Genomic DNA, 16784 nt, shown 5'->3' on the forward strand with positions numbered 1-16784 from the left:
GGCCTTGACAATGGACAGTTTCTGCTGATAACTGTATCTGACTCTTTTATCCATAAAAAATGCCCCCAAAAGTGTCTAACTTTTTGGGGGCACTTCACAATTGCGGAGGCTTTTCTTTTTCACTCTTTACTGTACTATCTAATCATCACAAATGATTACTTATTGCATGTCCCACCATACGCGGCCGGTGAAGGTATTCACATCAGCGCCGTATTCACCGGTTTTCTGCATTTCAGTAACGGCATCGCGCCAGTTCTGCACCTGCTCTACCACAGTTGGCTGAGGCAGCGCCCAACGGCGTGGGATAGTCATAGTGGCTCCTGCTGAAACCATTGGCTCATAATTCAGGATACCGCCTACTTTAGGAATGCCAGTACGTTTCCAGGAACCCCACGCTTCCCATGGAGATTTGAAGTGGTTCAGGAACATCTGGATGTTGATTTTTTCGAGATCTGTTGCCTGGTTGCCGGTCAGCTGTACATTAGGCTGAGCGAGGTACGCAGCTACAGCGCTTTCTGACACTGTTGCGTAATCCTGGATGTCGGCAATGCGGCCCATATCATCATAAGCTTTTACAGATGCTTTGATACCGTTTTCGTACCAGGTTTTTGCATCCTGGCCGGTGATGATACCACGAACTGCCAGTTCAGCGATCATGAAGCACTGTTCCGCATAAGTGAGGATAGGCTGCGTATAGGCGCCCGCTGTACGGTTCTCCGCTTCTGCGTTGAACAGGCGTTGCTGCAGGTAAGATACCGTATCAATTTTTCTACTTACGGAGTCTTTACCGGCGAAGCCCATTTTATAGTTACGAACGGCGAAGTAGCCTTCATATGCAGCATCTTTACGTTTATCCGGAGAGGCCGGCGCACCTACATAACGCTGGTCTACAAAAGTTGCGCCTGCATCGAATACGCCGCCAGCTTTCAGGCTGTCGAATGCTTCTTTGGTATAACCGTTCTTTTCAAAGAACAGACCCAGGCGAGGATCTTTATTGGCGACCATGTAGTCGATCATGTTTTTGGAAGCTACCAGCGGCGTGTTAGCCATGTTCCAGTTACCGCTCTTAGCGAATGTGTTGGCAGCAGAAACAAACTTCCATTCTTCGTCGTTACCGGCGAATAAGCCTGCACTGTTGGTCATTACATCCTGGATGATAGCGGTTGCTTTGGCTGCGTTCCTTTTCAGCTGGCGCATAGCCAGTTTCATACGCAGTACGTTAGCTGCTTTAGCCCAGTTAGCTACTTTACCATTATAATAAATATCAAAGTTAGCAGCGCTCTGCTGGTTAGGCAGTTTGCTGGTGATGGCTGTAATGGACTTTTTCAGTTCCGTTTCCCAGGTATCAAACAGTTGATCCTGCGTATCATACGTTGGTGTGAAAGTACCGCCATAACGTGCGCCAAACGCTTTTGAGTAAGGGATGCTACCGTTGGCATCGGATACTCTCCACGCAGCATATACTTTCATAATGCGGGCGATAGCGCCTACTTCCGCAAAGTTATTGCGGGTTGCTTCCGGCATCCTGGCGATAATGGTATCGATATCCACCAGGTTTGGACCGATGTTTTTATAAAAAGCGGAATAGAAGTCGTTTGTATTTGATGGGCTGAACAGGCGGCCAATAGAGGATCCCGGAGCAGGTACACCAAATTGCATCCATTGCATCTGGTATTGGTAGCAGTCATAGAACCAGTCGAAATCGCGGTCAACGATTGCTTTACCAGGCAGGGTAAGCAGCAGCTCAGGAGAGGTGGTAGGGCTTACTTTAGGATTTTGGTTAAGATCTTCAAATCCTTTAGTACAGGAAGCCAGGGACAGACCTACCAATGCCGCACCGATTCCAAGTTTATATAATGATTTCATTTTCTTTTTTGTTAGATGTTAAACAACACGATTAGAATCCAATCTGAATAGTAGCACCGATGTTACGGATGAATGGCACACCGCCGTATTCAGAGAATGCGAAGGTTGCGTTGTTACGTACTGCTTCAGGATTGATGTGGTTAGGCAGGTTGTTAAACAGGTAACCGAGGTTGCGGCCTACCAGGGAAACGCGGAGGCTTTGCATTTTCCAGCGGTTAACCAGTTCTGTTGGCAGGGAATAACCGATAGAAACCTCGCGGAGCGCAACGTAAGAAGCGTCGAATACAGAAGTTTCGCGGATACCGATACCCCAGTCGCCCAGCATACCATAGTACTGTAATGGGTTCAGTGGTTTAACATATCCTTTTTCGTATGCTTCCTGGTAAGTGAGTCCACCTACGTTAACATCCTGTCCGTTCACTTTAACAGTCGTACCGTCGGCAATTACGCCGGTAGGGATCATACCATCGTTGTGCGTAACGCCTTTGTCGTCTGTCCAGGTAATACCGCCATGTTCTTTATCACGACCATACACGGTGTTGGCGGTTGTACCACGACCAGTACCGTATTGATGAGAAGCAGAGAAGAAGTCGCCGCCGATACGTGCCTGAACGAGGATACCCAGCGACCAGTTTTTGTAATTGAACTGGTTCTGCAGACCCAGGTTCCAGTCCGGCTGGATGTTACCGATTACAGCATAACCGCGTTTGTATTGTGCAGGGAAGTCATTACCTTCTTCGTTGAGGTTGATGATAGGCTGACCGGCTGCGTTGCGGGTGAAACCGTAGTCAGTTTCGAGGTCGCCATATGCGCCACCTACTCTTGCTACCGCTCTTACGCCCTGGTCTTCACCGAGGGTGAAAGTAGAAACTCCTTCCACGAGATCCTGGATTTTGTTTCTGTTGCGGCTACCGTTCAGTGTTACATCCCAGGTAAAGTTTTTGCTTTGGACAGGCGTACCGTTGATGGCGATTTCAATACCTCTGTTGAGCATTGCACCGGCATTTACCCAACGGCTGGTTACACCGCTTTCGGAGGTGGTTGCCAGCGGAATGATCTGGTTAGATACTACAGTGCGGTACCAGGCAGCGTCGATTCCCAAACGGTTGTTGAGGAAACGTACGTTTGCACCAAATTCCCAGCTTTTCGCGATGGATGGTTTCAGTGCCAGGTTAGGCAGCTGGCCATTCGGATAGAAGGTAATCAGTGGTAACGGGCTACCGCCGTTGGTAGTGGCGCCATTGAAGTAATCTGAGTTATAGTAACCGGAGTTGATCGTGAAAGGATCAGTATCACCACCTACCATGGCGTAAGAACCACGGAGTTTACCGTAGGTTACCCAGGAAGGCATCGCGTCTTTCAGTGTTTGGGTGAACTCCCAGGCAGCGCTTACAGATGGGTAGAAGTAGCTGTTGGATGTAGTACCGAGGCTGCCTTTAGGATAAGTCAGCGCGGAAGACCAGTCGTTACGGCCGGTTACATCCAGGAACAGTTCGTTGTTGTAGCTGAAGCTGGCAGCAAAGAACAGGGAGTTGATACGTTTACGCAGCAGTGGATCGTTGTTTACTTTCACGGCGTTGATAGAGTTGCTCAGATCATACATGAAAGGAATACGCAGGCCACCATCAGTGTAGTTATTGTATTGTTTACCGATACCGCTGTTCCAGGTTTCAGCGCCGAGGGTCAGCATGGAACCTTCGAACTTCTTACCCACTTTAGGAGTGATCTGGGCCAGACCGGTGAAAGTGTACTGGGTTTTGTTTACGCCAGCTTCGCCGTAGTAACCATCGGAACCGGTGAAGTTGGAAGAAGTACCTACTTCTTTACGTTGGTCCGCACTTTGCTCATTGGAGAAGTTGGACTTCAGGATAAATTTCAGCCAATCGGTAGGCGTAACGTTAACGGCGAGGTTACCCATGAAGAGGTTTTCTCTGCGGGTCCAGCTGTTGTACGCCTGTTGGTACCAATAGTCCGCACCCAGGTGGGTGGAGAGGTTGGCACGGCCGCCGTTTGGTCCCAGGTAATTTTCTGGTCTGCTCCAATAGCTAGGATCGTAGTTACGGGGGAATACATATACCCATTTACGACCGATGTTGTTGGAGGTATAATCACCACCCTGGCGATCAGGGTTCAGCGTTTTAGAGTTGGCATAGGTTACACCGAGATCAGCGCTGATTACTTTGCTGATGGTTTGGGAACCTTTGAATGAGAGGCTGTTTCTGCCGAAGCTGTTGTTGGGAGAAACAGAGTTGTTGCTCAGGTGAGAGTAAGACAGGCGGAAAGTTCCTTTGTCGTTACCACCTTCCATTGCAACGTTAGTATTGAAGTATTTACCGGTCTGGTAGAGATCTGTAACGTTATCAGGCTTAGGTGAATACTTGGCAGTAGAACCGTCCTGCAGTTGTACATCTCTTCCGTCCATAACGCCACCGAAGGAGTAACCGCCGGCAGTGTTATCGTAGGTACCATACAGACCCTGACCATAGATATTCTGCAGGTCGATAGGGCCGCGGTACACTTTTTCCATCTGAGCGGTCTGGCTAACGTTTACGCCTATACCTTTTCTGTTCACCCCTTTTTTGGTGGTGATGAGGATGGCGCCATTGATAGCGCGGGAACCATAAAGGGCTGTAGCAGCAGCGCCTTTCAACACGGATACCGACTCATAATCATCCGGGTTGAGGTTTTTGAGCACGTTACCAAAGTTCACGTCGTTGGCGGTAACATCGTTTTCGAAGATCACACCGTCCACAACGAAGATGGGCTGGTCTTTACCGGTGAGGGATTTAGCACCGCGCAAAACGATACGCGGAGCGGCCTGCGGACCACCGGCAGCGCTGGAGATGTCCACACCGGCAACTTTACCCTGGAGGGCGGCCACCGGGTTGATCTGGTTGGATTTGGCGATGTCGTTACCTTTCAGTTCGGTGATGGCGTAACCCAGTTTACGGGATTCGCGCTTCATACCCATGGCGGTAACAACTACTTCATTTAAGTTTTTATTGTCTTCCTTGAGCACAACGGAGATTGTGCTTTGGTTGCCCACTGCTACTTCCTGGCTGGCATATCCGATGAAGGATAATTCCAGGGTAGCGTTCGGGCCTACCTGAATTTTGAAGGAACCGTCCGCGGCAGACATGGTGCCGTTGGTGGTGCCTTTTTCTTTCACTGTTACACCAGGCAACAGTGTTCCTTTTTCATCTTTTACGGTACCCGTAACAGCTTTTTTATTTTGCGCCAGTGCAGTGATAGCGCAGCATAAGAAAAGCAACGTGGCGAGAAGAAGTGATCTTCGCATAGCTTCCTTTTGGTTTAATTTATAACAAGTGAGTCAGTCACATAAGCATGAGAAAACGGCTACTCATACAGGTAGTTGGCCATCCCTAAAGTGGATAGGTTCACAGTTAGCATTTTGGTTTCCGTTCCTACTAAAAATCGTTTTTCGCGTGCCTAATCAGTTTCCGTGTTATTACAGTCGCATCATATTTCCGAGTGGCGTATTTTCCCGCTTTACCCGGGTTTGAGTAAATCGTTTTACTAAAACGTTTTAGCTTAAACCCAATAAAAAAAACCTGTAATGTACCCTCTCACAAATTTTTCCATTTCACTTACAAGTTTAAACGCATATCGCGAAAAAATAACGAACCAAACATAGGCATAATTACGAGATTGTCAAAAAAGAATTAACATTTTTTTTATTTTATGTTAACGGTTTGTTATTGGTGATAAAATAATATATCCCGTTAAGAAAATAATATCACTGGGGATTTTGTGTAAAAATTACGCGGAGGGGCTGTATCAAAAAAAAGGGGCCGCGCAAACGCGCAGCCCCGGTCAAACCACTTATTAAGGCACAGTTAGTAGTTATAATCATTCCGGTAGTACGTCACCCCGCGCTTATCCGCAGGCACCCAGAACACCGGAGAAACATAATTGTCCTCCGCCTTTACCTTCATGTAATTGTCGGTATTGGTCTGCACTTCAGAGTTAGGATAACGCAGGCGCTCCGCCACCGGCTTCATCACCTTGCCGCCGAAAGTAAACGGTTCCAGCTTAGGATGACGGGTACGACGCAGCTCCGTAAACAGCTCGTACGCGCCCGGCAGGTTCAGGTGGATATATTTCTGCTGCATCAGGATCTCCATCTTATCTTCCAGGGTAGCCGCCGCAGTGAACTTCGCCCTTACCGTAGCCGCATACACCGCTACGTCAGCAGCTGCCGGCGCCGCAGGATGCAGCACGCTGGTTTTTTCGTACGGACTAATGCTATTCACCCAATACCAGTAAGCAGTAGAATTTTTCACCGCATCTTCTATATGCTCTGCCGCCGTTTTACCGGTAGCGCCCAGGCCTTTGAGCTCAATTTCCGCCAGGAGCAGGTCCATTTCCGCCATCGTCATCCAGGTACCCGGCTGGGTATTGCGGTGATAGGTAGCATGGTTGTACATGGACTTCGCATTCTGCGCCAGGGAAGACGTCAGGTTATCCGCGTAAGGATAATAGCGCTCCCCTGCTGCATAACCCGCTTCCTGCGAATCCGCATTCATGGAAATACCCACATAGGTATTGTATTTGGTAGGCATCGCGATGGCCGGCAAACGCGGATCGTCAATACCCGGTTCGTACTTATCCGTACCGAAGTTCATGCGCTTCAGGATGGTGTTCGGAATAAAAGTGGCGAAGGTATTTTCATACCAGCCCCTCTCCCATGTACCGCCGTTTAACGGATCTGCCACGTGCGGCATCAGCCATACCATATCCTTGGTGAGGCGCGGCTTCGGCAGCTCCTCGCTCAGCACCTGCTTCGCCAGCGTAGGATTCACGCCTGATATACGCACGGCATATTTGATGCGCAGCATGCTGCAATACTGTATCCACAGGTTGATGTCGCCTTTGGCTGCAAAGTCCTGCCGTACGAATTCCGCTTTCTGCGCGTCGTCCAGCTTGTTGTAGAGCACCGGCAGCGTATCCGCGATGTTTTTCAGCTCGCCGATCACAAACTCATAGGTTTTTGCCGGATCGTCATACTTCGGGAAAAACAGGCCGGACGTACCTTTCCACGCATCCTCGAAAGGAATGCTGTTCACCAGGTCCACCAGCTTCAGCGCGCCAAAATCCCTGACGATGGTCGTCAGCTTGATGTAGAACATTCCTTCGTTCTTCCTATCTGAGGACACGCCGGCATACAGGTCCTGCATAGCGCCGTAGTTACGGGTATTCAGGTAGAAGTTGTTGAAATAGTTTACCAGGCCGCCGTCATCGAAACCGTTGCCGGTCACCAGGTCGTCGTAAGTGCTGTACCAGGAGTAACGGGAGGTGACGTAGCGCTGACTGATCTGCGCGTAACCAGGTACGCCCATACCGCTGTTCAGCTGGTAATACCATTCTCCGTAATCGCCCACGTAAAGCTTCCAGCCATAAAGGGTGGCGCTGAACATACCGGGGAATTTCTGTTCAATGGGCGGATTGGATTTTTCCGGGTTGGCGAACTGCTCTTCCAGTTCTTTCTGGCAGGCGCTGAGGGATAATCCCAGGCAGGCCGCTATTAATATTTTAGAGAGATTGATTTTCATTTGTTCCCATTTTTCGGATTAGAAACTAACATTTACACCCACGCTGTAAGTACGTACAGACGGGTAGAATGAGTTTTCGATGTACACATCGGAACCCAGGGTAGACTCAGGGTCTACGTTCGGAATGGTTTTGTACAGGTAGAAGAGGTTACGTGCGGCAGCAGTTACTTTCACACCCTGCAGGTGAATAGGCTGCAACCATTTCCGGGGCAGGTCGTAAGACAGTGCCAGTTCGCGCAGCTTGATATAATCGTTTTTAAACAGTCTGTCCGGACCCCATGCAGTACTCAGGTCGTTGATGTAAGACTGGTAGTATTCCGTAGAAGAAGTGATGATATCGTTCTTCTCATATTTAACATTACCGTTGGCATCAGTTACCTGTTTCGTACCATCGAGGATCATACCATCGTAGTAGAGGCGGCCGTTCTTAGCCTGTGCAGGCGCCGGCTGTCCGTTATCCCATTTCACTTTTTTATTGGTAGTGTTGTCAATGTAGTAAGTGATACCACCGTGCTCTGTATCCCTGTAGGCAAGGGTGTTGGATGTTACGCCCAGGCCGGTAAGGTAGTAGTTGGTGTAGGAGAAGATAGTACCGCCGAATTTATAATCGATACCGATGTGGAAGCTGAGGTTCTTGTAACGCAGGTCGGAGAACAGGCCTCCCAGCACTTTCGGCTGGGTGTTGCTTACTGTGCTCATTTCGTTTGCCAGCTGGTAACGGCCGTTTGCGTCTACCACCTTGTTACCGTTCGGATCTTTCAGGTAGTCATACATCATCACGTCGTTTACCGGGCGGCCTTCCTGCGCTACCACTTTGAAACCATCGTTACCGCTGATCGGGTTGGTGGTGATACCAGGATAGAGTTTTATTACTTTGGAACGTTGGTTCGCTGCCGTTATGCCCAGCATCCAGGTTACGTTGTTGGTCATTACCGGGTAACCTTTCAGGCTCAGCTCATAACCCCAGTTCTTCACGTTACCGGCATTGATACGGATTTCGTTGGCGCCGGTAGCAGAGGAGAGTTTCACGCCCATGATCTGGTCGTACACGTTGTTGGTGTAGAAGGAGAAATCGGCCTGCAGGCGGCTTTTATCAAAGAAGCCTGCTTCCAGTCCTACTTCGTATTCGCGTTTACGTTCCGGACGCAGTTCATTGGCAAACAGGGAAGTCTGACCGATGATGGTAGTTGCGTTGTTGTAACCGCCGATACTGTTCACATCGTAATACCTGTAGGCATAGTAGTTCTGGTTGGTGCCACGGCCCACATCAGCCCAGCCTGCGCGGAACTTACCGTAGTTCAGTTTAGGAATGCTGATATCCTTGGTGAAATCCCAGGTGAAGGAAACAGACGGATAGTTGAAGCGGTTGTTGTTGGCATAGAGCGTAGAGTTCCAATCCGTACGATCGGTTACTTCTACGAAGTAGCGGTCTTTCCAGCCCAGTTGTAAGGAACCGAATGCGCTGTACACAATGCGGCTGCCCCTGGAAGACGTTCTCGCTTTATTGGCATCGCCGAGGCCCGGCATGCTGGCGCTGTTGTCCAGCGAAAACCATCCCGGTACGCGGAAGCCGCCGGTGGTGCTGGCAAATACGCTGTAGTCGTTATCCTGCTGGATGCTACCACCTACGAGGGCGTACACATGCAGGTCGTTATTCAGGAAATCGTGGTTATAGGTAAAGTGCGTCTGGTAGGTTTGAATCGCGTAGTTCTCGCGCTTCATGGAGTAGGTACCGCCCTGTATCTTAGGAAGTACGCGGATTTCCTTTTCCTTTTTGATGTAATCGGTGTTGGTATAATCCAAACCTGCCAGCGTGATCATGGAGATGTCGTCTGTAAAGTTCAGCGTAACTTTTGCAGATGTGATCAGGTGCGTTTTAGCGTCGGTATTGAAATTATCGTATTGGTTCCACCAGAAGTCGAACAGCTTGGTGATAAACTGCGGCAGGCCCAGCGCATCATAATCCGGGCGGTGGCCGGTGGAATCCTTGTAGAACCCACGGAGCTGTTCGAACGGATAATCGCGGTTCAGTCCCCATGCCACGAGCCCGTCAATAGAAGGGCGGCGGTTGTTGGACTTCACGTTATACAGGTTGGCGGTAACATCAAAGGAAGCAAATTTGCTGGCTTTCATGGAACCGTTGAAGCTGAAGGTATTTTGTTTCTGCCATGAGTTTTCCAGGATGTCGTCGTACCCGAAGTTGGTGTAGGACAGGCGCATGCTTCCTTTATCGTTGGAACCGGCGATGGCCACGTTGGTACGGTTGGAATTACCGTTCTGGAAGAGGCTCATGAAGTTGTTGGGCACGGCGCTGTAGGTACGCATGGTACCATCGAAATACTGAATCGGTTCGTTGTTGAATTTAGGACCGAAGCTGAAGCGGCTGTTATAGATCTGGCGGGTATTTACGCCGTTCACATTTTTGTAGATGATATCATATGGCGTGGTACCGGAGCCGTATTCGTTCTGGAAATCGATATAGTTCACCGGTTTTTCCAAAGTACGTTGGTGCGATACCGTTACCCCGAATCCTTTGGCGTGGGAACCGGATTTGGTGGTGATCATCATGACCCCGTTAGCGCCTTTTTCCCCATAGAGGGCGGTAGCTTTAGCGCCTTTGAGGATGTCGATGGATTCGATATCATCCGGGTTGATGTCGTTGATACCGGTACCATAGTCTACCGAGTGCAGCGGATCGTAATCGCGTGTAGCCATGGACGTGTTGGCGTCGCGGATGACCACACCGTCTACCACGATGAGCGGGCGGTTGTTCGCGTTTTCGGTCAGGCTCGCCGCGCCGCGCACCTTGATATTGATACCGCCCATCGGACCGGCGGAACCGGCGATTACGCCTACCCCTGCGGCTTTACCATAGAGCGCCTGCACCGGGTTGAGGGTAGTACCTGCCACGGTCAGCTCATCTCCTTTTACGGACGATACGGCGTAACCGAGGGATTTACGGCTTTGTTTGATACCCAGCGCCGTCACCACCACTTCGCCGAGGCCTTTGGCATCTTCCTGCAATAAAATATCCAGTGTTGGTTTAGACGTGATCGTTACTTCCGTTTTTCCATAACCTACCATAGACACCTGAAGCACGGAGCCGCCTGGTACGGAGAGGGTGAATTTACCGGAAGCATCTGTAGTGGTACCGGTTTGGGTACCTTTTTGCAGAATTGTTACCCCTGGCAATGGGTTTCCTTTTGCGTCGTGCACTACGCCGGAGATGTTACGTTTTTCCTGCGCAGAAACGATTTGGCTGCATACCGCCAAAAGGACCGCAAGTAAGGTTAGCGATCTTTTCATGGTTTACTGATTTAAGAGATAATTAAGAAGTGAACTGATACGTTCAGCACCGGGCATAGCAGTGGCTGTCCGTTATTTTTCCTGTTATTGAAAAACCGGTTTTAAATTTTTTTTGCCTGACGGGATGTAAATGCCGGGGCACGGAAAGCCCTGCGGCCTCGCGGCGCCTGGCACAGCTGCTCTCAGCCGGATATCAATGCTGGTACTGAAATGAAACGTGCAGGCAAGACATTGCGAGGCACTATGCAGGCAAGCATATTCACCGTTACATCGCGTTAAAAAAGTGGTTGATAAATAAAAGTTCTATTAACTCATGCTAACTGTTTACTGATTTGTTATTTGAGATTTTGGCGTACCTGGTAAAGCGGTACTGCTATTGTTCCATGGAAAAACCGGTTGAGTGGCAACGGCGCAAATCCCAGGCTGGTATTCACTTCCGTGCATACTGCCGTTCACTACTGTGCCTGTATTCCTGCCGGGATCGGGATGTATTATAGCCTAACCTCTCCTTAAGCAAAATTTAATTTCTCATGCGTGCAATAAACTGGTTGATAAATTAACTATTCTATTAACTCATCTCAGACATTTCGTTGGTATCTGTTTTTAGGATAAACGCTACACTATACGCTCTTGATTTACTCTTCGATTTTGGTCTGTCCTTGATAATCGTTGCATTAGTTGTAAGGTGATCATACAGCAGTAAAACGTTTTAGCTACCGTATCTAAAAAAAGAAAGCTGTGGTGTTTAATAATCCTTTGGCTTTCTGAAATCAAACTTAGTCAAAGTTTCCATGTAAGACAAATATTTTGTTAAAATTTTTTCAAGATTTTTTGAGGACGCGTTTGCGTATAAATTACACACTGGGGCGTTTTTGAGAGCGGGCGTATCTCTGATACCCGGTTCGTGTCAGGCGGCGTATTGCAGCGAAGGAATGGCAGCCGATGCGTGCAACTATGCAGGAAGCGTTGGACGGGAGCATGCGCCATAAGGCCGGCACGGGCGACAATGGCATACCGCGCACGCGCGTTTGCCGCCCGGACGTACGCAGCGCCCGGGCGGCATTGATTTTCTCCCCCAATAAAAAAGCGTAACGGCTATACCTGCTGCCGTTACGCTTTTTTGTAACCTACTATAGCTACGCGACTAAGGCTTATCCCACCAGACCGGCGTGGTAAACACATCCGGACCCTGGGCCGCTACCGCCGCATTCACATGCGCCGCGTTGGAGTTATACTCCCCGCGGGGGTAACGCAGCCTTCTCGGGATTTGACCATTGGTTTCGTTGTTCTTGTAATTCACCGGCGTGAGCACGGGGAAGCCCGTACGGCGCCAGTTGGCGTAAGCCTCGTATTCGTTGAGCAGCGTGGTGATGTAATACTGCTCGTTGATGGCGCGCAACTGCGCGTTCAAACCGCCTGCCAGCGCGGCCGACTGCGCAGTGGCATACGTAGTGGCGGCAGCGTCGTTGTAAGTGATGGAAGAGGAATAAAGCGTGTACTGCCAGATGCCCGCCTTCACGCCTTCGATGAAGTAAGTTGCAGGCGCGCCGGTAGTCCACCCGCGGGCCGCCGCTTCCGCCAGCATCAGCTGCACCTCGCTGTAGGTCAGGAAAATGTTGGGCGAATTGGCCAGCACCAGCACCTGTTTGGGCTGGGAATAATGCGCCAGGTTAGGATCATCCACGGATGCGATGCCATACACCGGGTCCGACGTATTGTCGTAACCGTTACGCAACCCTTTTTGCGCCGCCGGCACGTCCGAACCGCCCGGCGTGGAATCCGCCTTCGGCAGCTCGCTGATCATCTGCAACCGCGGATCGCCCTTGGTTTTCAGCATATCGATAAACGATTTGGAATACTTGATCGCCAGGTTATCCTTATTCGTTTGGCCGCGGGAGTTATTGTAGGTACCAATGACGTGGCTGTTCGGGTTATCGTATTCCCCATCCATATGACGGATGTAGAATACATCCGTCCTGGCGTTGAACACGCCGCCGGCAATGGCTTTCTGCACAATCGTGCGGGCCTGGGTCTGATCCGCCTTTTTACTCAACCGCATGCCTATACGCAGCATGAGGGAATAAGCCAGTTTTTTCCACTGCAGGGGATCGCCGGCGTAACCGGTGATATCCGCCTTGCCGGGATTGGCTTTGGAGGCATCCAGCATACCGGCGGCCGTTTCCAGCTCGGCCGCGAGGCCGGTGTAAATGGCCGACTGCGGATCGTAGGCGGGATAGAAATTCAGGTCCGTAAAGCCTTTACTGGCTTCGCTGTAAGGCACGTCCCCGTAGAGGTCCGTCAGCCGTTGCAGGATCACCACCCTCAGGATGCGCGCGATCGCATGGTAATTCACATTTGCGGGATCATTCTCCGTTTTGGTCATCAGGTCCGTCAGGATCTTCAGCCCGTTGGGGTAAAAGGAATTGAAGGCCGCGCCTGAATAATCATCGTTATACAGGTACTTATCCCCCACGTACGTGAGGTTCAGGGAGGCGAAATGCTGGATCATCATACCGCAGTAGATGATGTTTGCCCGCCAGGCTTCGTATTCGCCGCCGGAGGCGTACAGCAGCCCCCTGGTGAGCAGGATGGAGGGCGGCACATTGGAGGAGGAAGTAGGATCAGTATTGATCTTTTCAAAATTCTTTGTACACGACGCCATACTCAGCATTCCTCCCAGGGCCAGCACCGACAGTGTTTTATATATATTACGGATCATAGTTTGCTGATTTAGAATTTGATTACTAGAATCTCACATTGAGGTTAAGACCAAAGCTGCGCGCCTGCGGATAACCCATTACTTCCGCGCCCTGGCCAGCCCCGCTGGTATAGCTGGATTCAGGATCTATACCCGGCAGGTCCTTGTAAATGATCCAGAGGTTCCGCGCTACGAACGAGAGGGAAGCGCCGGTGAACGGCGATTTTGCCAGCACGGCCGACGGCAGCGCGTACGTGAGGATCACCTGGCGGAGCTTCACGAAATCGCCTTTGTAAATAAATGGTTCCGCAATGTTGAAGGCGATGTTCTGATAGTAATCCTGTGCAGCCACGTTTTTATCCACGTATTTGGCAGGATCGGCAGGGTCCTGCGCCTTGATGGTGAGCCCGCCTTCGCGGCCTGCCAGCGTGGCTTTATTCAGCCCGAAATAGTAGGAGTAATCGTTGGTACCGGAATAGATTTTATTCCCCCATTTTCCATCCACGAGGAAGCTGAGCGAAAACGCCTTGTAGGTTAACGTATTGGTGATACCCATGGCAAACGGCGCCACGCCGGTGCCAAAGGCGGTATAGTCGCCCTGCAGCGGCTTGCCCGCGCTGTTGAACAGGATGTTGCCCTGCGCGTCGCGTTTGAATTTATACCCTACAATCTGCCCGAAAGGCTTGCCTACGATATGCTGGATAGAGGCGTTGAACGTACGCACATTGGCCACCAGCACGCTGGTGGAACCGGCGTCGAGGGAAACGACTTCATTCTTGTTATAGGAGAAGTTAGGCGTGATTTCCCAGGTGAAGTTTTTATTGCGCACCGGCACGCCTGTGAGCAATACTTCCACCCCGGTGTTTTTCACCTTCCCTACGTTGATGAAGGCGGCGTTATAACCGGAGGCGTTGGAGATGGTGGTTTGCAGGATATCGTCCTTGGTGGTGCGGGTGTAGAAGGCAAAATCCAGCGTAAGCCGACTATCAAACAAGCGCGCTTCCAGGCCCGCTTCGTAGCTGGTGTTGACCAGCGGGCGGAGTGTAGGGTTAGGCACGGCATATTGACCATCCGGCGTCTTCTTCACGTCAGCGAGGGGCAGGCCATCGAACGGATTTTGCACCTGGTAGGCCAGGAAGAGGCGGTAAGGATCGGTATCCCCACCCACCTGCGCCCAGGAGGTACGCAGCTTGAGGAAGTTGACCCACTGCGGCATTTTAAACGCATCGGAGAGGACGAAGCTGAGGCCGAAGGACGGATAGAGGATGCTCCATTCCTGCGGGGACAAAGTGGAAAACCAGTCGTTACGCGCGGTAGCCGTCAGGTAGAGATAACTCTTGAAAGAAAGTTCCGCGGAGCCGTAAACGGAATTGATTTTCTTTTCCAGGATATCGTTGAGGACTGTTTTGGTTTGCAGGTTAGTCTGATCGTAGAAGAAAGGAATGAAGAACCCGTTCCCGTTGAGGTAGAATTTATCATTCTTGTTATGCATCTGGTTGCCGCCTACGAAAGCGGTGAGCCGCCAGTCTTTACCGAAGGCTTTATCCACCCCGATCATCGCATCAGCGTTCACTTCGTAGAAATTTTGGCGGGCCTGGTCGTTGATCTGGCCGGCGGTGTTGTAAGCGGTGCCGGTAGGGGTAATGGCGAAGTTGTTGCGATACCACATATCCGCGCCGATACGGCCTTTAGCATAGAGCCACGGGAGGATGTCGTACCGGAGTTCAACGGAGTTGATGAAGCGGTCCCGCTTATCATTCTGCCGGAAGTCGTACACCGAGAACCAGGGATTGGTAACGTATTCATTCGCTTCCCAGCGGGCTTCAAAACCCTGCGCATCGTATTTACTTTGATTGAGGGTATTGACGTCCAGGCTGGTGGGCAGCATATAGAGGGAGTAGTTGGCATTGCCGGGGGAGTCCGACACGCGGGGGCGGTTGTCCACTCTTTCGCGGCTGTACTTACTGTTGACCGTGAGGAATAATTTACGCCCCAGCCATGCGTTTACGTTGAGGCTGAGGTTATCGCGGCGCAGGCCGGAGTTGGGGATCATGGCTTCGTTTTTCAGGTCCGTAGCGCCGAAGCGGTAGTTGACCTTTTCGTTTCCGCCGCTGAAGGCGATGGAGTTGGTGAAGGTATAGCCGCTTTTATAGAAGTGTTTAAAGTTATCTTTTACGGCGCTGTAGGGGCGGCTCACCCCGTCGTACTGGATCACGGGAGAGCCGTCCAGCCTGGCGCCCCAGCTGAAGAGGCCTGCGGAGCGGGCTTCCGTGATGGTGGTGGGTTTGACGCCATTGAGGCCCATGCCGTAATCATACTGCCAGTCGAGCGTATTGACGATGGGTTTATCCAGCACGATGTTGCTGCTGAATTCCACTCCTACCCCTTTGCGCGCGCTGCCGGATTTGGTGGTGATGAGGATCACGCCGTTGGAGGCGCGGGAGCCGTATAGCGCGGCGGCGGTACCGCCTTTAAGTACGGACATGGTGGCGATATCGTCCGGGTTGATGCTGGAAAAGCCGTCGCCGGCATCCTGGCCGCCGTATTCGTTGGCGCTGCCGAGGTTGTCGTTATTGATAGGAATCCCATCTACTACGATGAGGGGTTGGTTGTTGCGGCTTTTATCGATGGAGGTATTACCTCTGAGTACGATGCGGTTGGAGCCTGCGGGCCCGGAGGAGGCGGGGCTTACATTGAGCCCGGCTACTTTACCGGCGAGGGTGGCGGCCACGTTGGTGGAGCGTGCCTGGGTGAGTTCATCCCCTTTGATTTCGGAGATGGAGTAGCCCAATGCTTTCTTTTCTTTTTTGATACCGAGCGCGGTTACTACTACTTCGCTGAGGGATTTATTGTCCTGCGAGAGCCGGACTTCCATGGTACCGCCGGTTACGGGTACATCTTTCTGCAGGTAGCCGATATACCGGAAGCTGAGGGTGGAGCCGGGCGGGACGTTGATCCTGAACTCCCCGTTATCGTTGGTGGTGGTTCCTTTGCCCGATCCTTTCACGAGCACCACCACTCCTACCAGGCGTTGGTTGGTCGAATCGTCGACCACCAGTCCGCTGACATCCTGCTGGGCCCATGCGAGTGGCGCCGACAGCAGCATGAACAGAGTAAGGATAAGTTGAATAGAATTCTTACGCATGTTTACTGTATAAAGTGAAGCAATAAAAGAGTCAATCGACGTGCAGGCAGGGGGACAAATGGAAATTGGCTGATGTTTCCTGAGATTGTGTTTGTAACCTGGTTACTTTATAGGTATAACAAAGAGCGGAGAAAAACGGTTGACTTATGCGCAAAAAAAACCAGCGCTTTGCGGCGCTGGTCAAATAATCTTACGG

At 51.0% G+C, this 16784-nt stretch carries 7 protein-coding genes; 1 reads left to right on the forward strand and 6 read right to left on the reverse strand.

The window, feature by feature from the left end:
* Window positions 1–159: 159 nt before the first annotated feature.
* The 4 genes from BOC67_RS08820 to BOC67_RS08835 all read right to left on the reverse strand — a co-directional run bounded on the left by BOC67_RS08820 (window position 160) and on the right by BOC67_RS08835 (window position 10745).
* The gene (locus tag BOC67_RS08820; protein ID WP_291909518.1) at window positions 160–1866 is read right to left on the reverse strand and encodes a SusD/RagB family nutrient-binding outer membrane lipoprotein; all 1707 of its coding nucleotides are present in this window, start codon (window positions 1864–1866) and stop codon (window positions 160–162) included.
* A gap of 31 nt (window positions 1867–1897) precedes the next feature.
* A complete protein-coding gene (locus BOC67_RS08825; RefSeq protein WP_291909521.1) occupies window positions 1898–5164 on the reverse strand; it encodes a SusC/RagA family TonB-linked outer membrane protein in 3267 nt (1088 codons plus the stop codon).
* A gap of 559 nt (window positions 5165–5723) precedes the next feature.
* Window positions 5724–7439 (reverse strand): SusD/RagB family nutrient-binding outer membrane lipoprotein, encoded by a 1716-nt coding sequence (locus BOC67_RS08830; protein WP_291909524.1) that lies wholly within the window; start codon window positions 7437–7439, stop codon window positions 5724–5726.
* 18 nt (window positions 7440–7457) lie between these two features.
* Complete coding sequence (locus BOC67_RS08835; protein ID WP_291909526.1) at window positions 7458–10745, reverse strand: SusC/RagA family TonB-linked outer membrane protein; 3288 nt, start codon at window positions 10743–10745, stop codon at window positions 7458–7460.
* Window positions 10746–11687: 942 nt separating this feature from the next.
* Between BOC67_RS08835 and BOC67_RS08840 the strand changes: the two genes are divergently transcribed.
* Entirely contained in the window at window positions 11688–11837 is a 150-nt protein-coding gene (locus tag BOC67_RS08840; protein ID WP_291909529.1) for a hypothetical protein, read from the forward strand.
* A 52-nt stretch (window positions 11838–11889) separates the two neighbouring features.
* Here BOC67_RS08840 and BOC67_RS08845 read toward each other — a convergent pair whose 3' ends face one another.
* Window positions 11890–13464 carry a SusD/RagB family nutrient-binding outer membrane lipoprotein gene (locus BOC67_RS08845; protein WP_291909531.1) on the reverse strand — a complete coding sequence of 525 codons (1575 nt, stop codon included), beginning with the start codon at window positions 13462–13464 and terminating at the stop codon, window positions 11890–11892.
* A gap of 25 nt (window positions 13465–13489) precedes the next feature.
* Window positions 13490–16588: a SusC/RagA family TonB-linked outer membrane protein gene (locus BOC67_RS08850; protein ID WP_291909534.1), complete on the reverse strand. Its 3099-nt coding sequence runs from the start codon at window positions 16586–16588 to the stop codon at window positions 13490–13492.
* Window positions 16589–16784 lie beyond the last annotated feature (196 nt).

Origin of the sequence: Chitinophaga sp. CB10, assembly GCA_001870995.2 — a bacterium.
GTDB lineage: Bacteria > Bacteroidota > Bacteroidia > Chitinophagales > Chitinophagaceae > Chitinophaga.

Bases quoted from the DNA above. Each gene is read 5' to 3' on its own strand.
- BOC67_RS08835 (WP_291909526.1), bottom strand. From the start codon at position 10,745: ATGAAAAGATCGCTAACCTTACTTGCGGTCCTTTTGGCGGTATGCAGC.
- BOC67_RS08850 (WP_291909534.1), bottom strand. From the start codon at position 16,588: ATGCGTAAGAATTCTATTCAACTTATCCTTACTCTGTTCATGCTGCTG.
- BOC67_RS08830 (WP_291909524.1), bottom strand. From the start codon at position 7,439: ATGAAAATCAATCTCTCTAAAATATTAATAGCGGCCTGCCTGGGATTA.
- BOC67_RS08820 (WP_291909518.1), bottom strand. From the start codon at position 1,866: ATGAAATCATTATATAAACTTGGAATCGGTGCGGCATTGGTAGGTCTG.
- BOC67_RS08845 (WP_291909531.1), bottom strand. From the start codon at position 13,464: ATGATCCGTAATATATATAAAACACTGTCGGTGCTGGCCCTGGGAGGA.
- BOC67_RS08825 (WP_291909521.1), bottom strand. From the start codon at position 5,164: ATGCGAAGATCACTTCTTCTCGCCACGTTGCTTTTCTTATGCTGCGCT.
- BOC67_RS08840 (WP_291909529.1), top strand. From the start codon at position 11,688: ATGCGTGCAACTATGCAGGAAGCGTTGGACGGGAGCATGCGCCATAAG.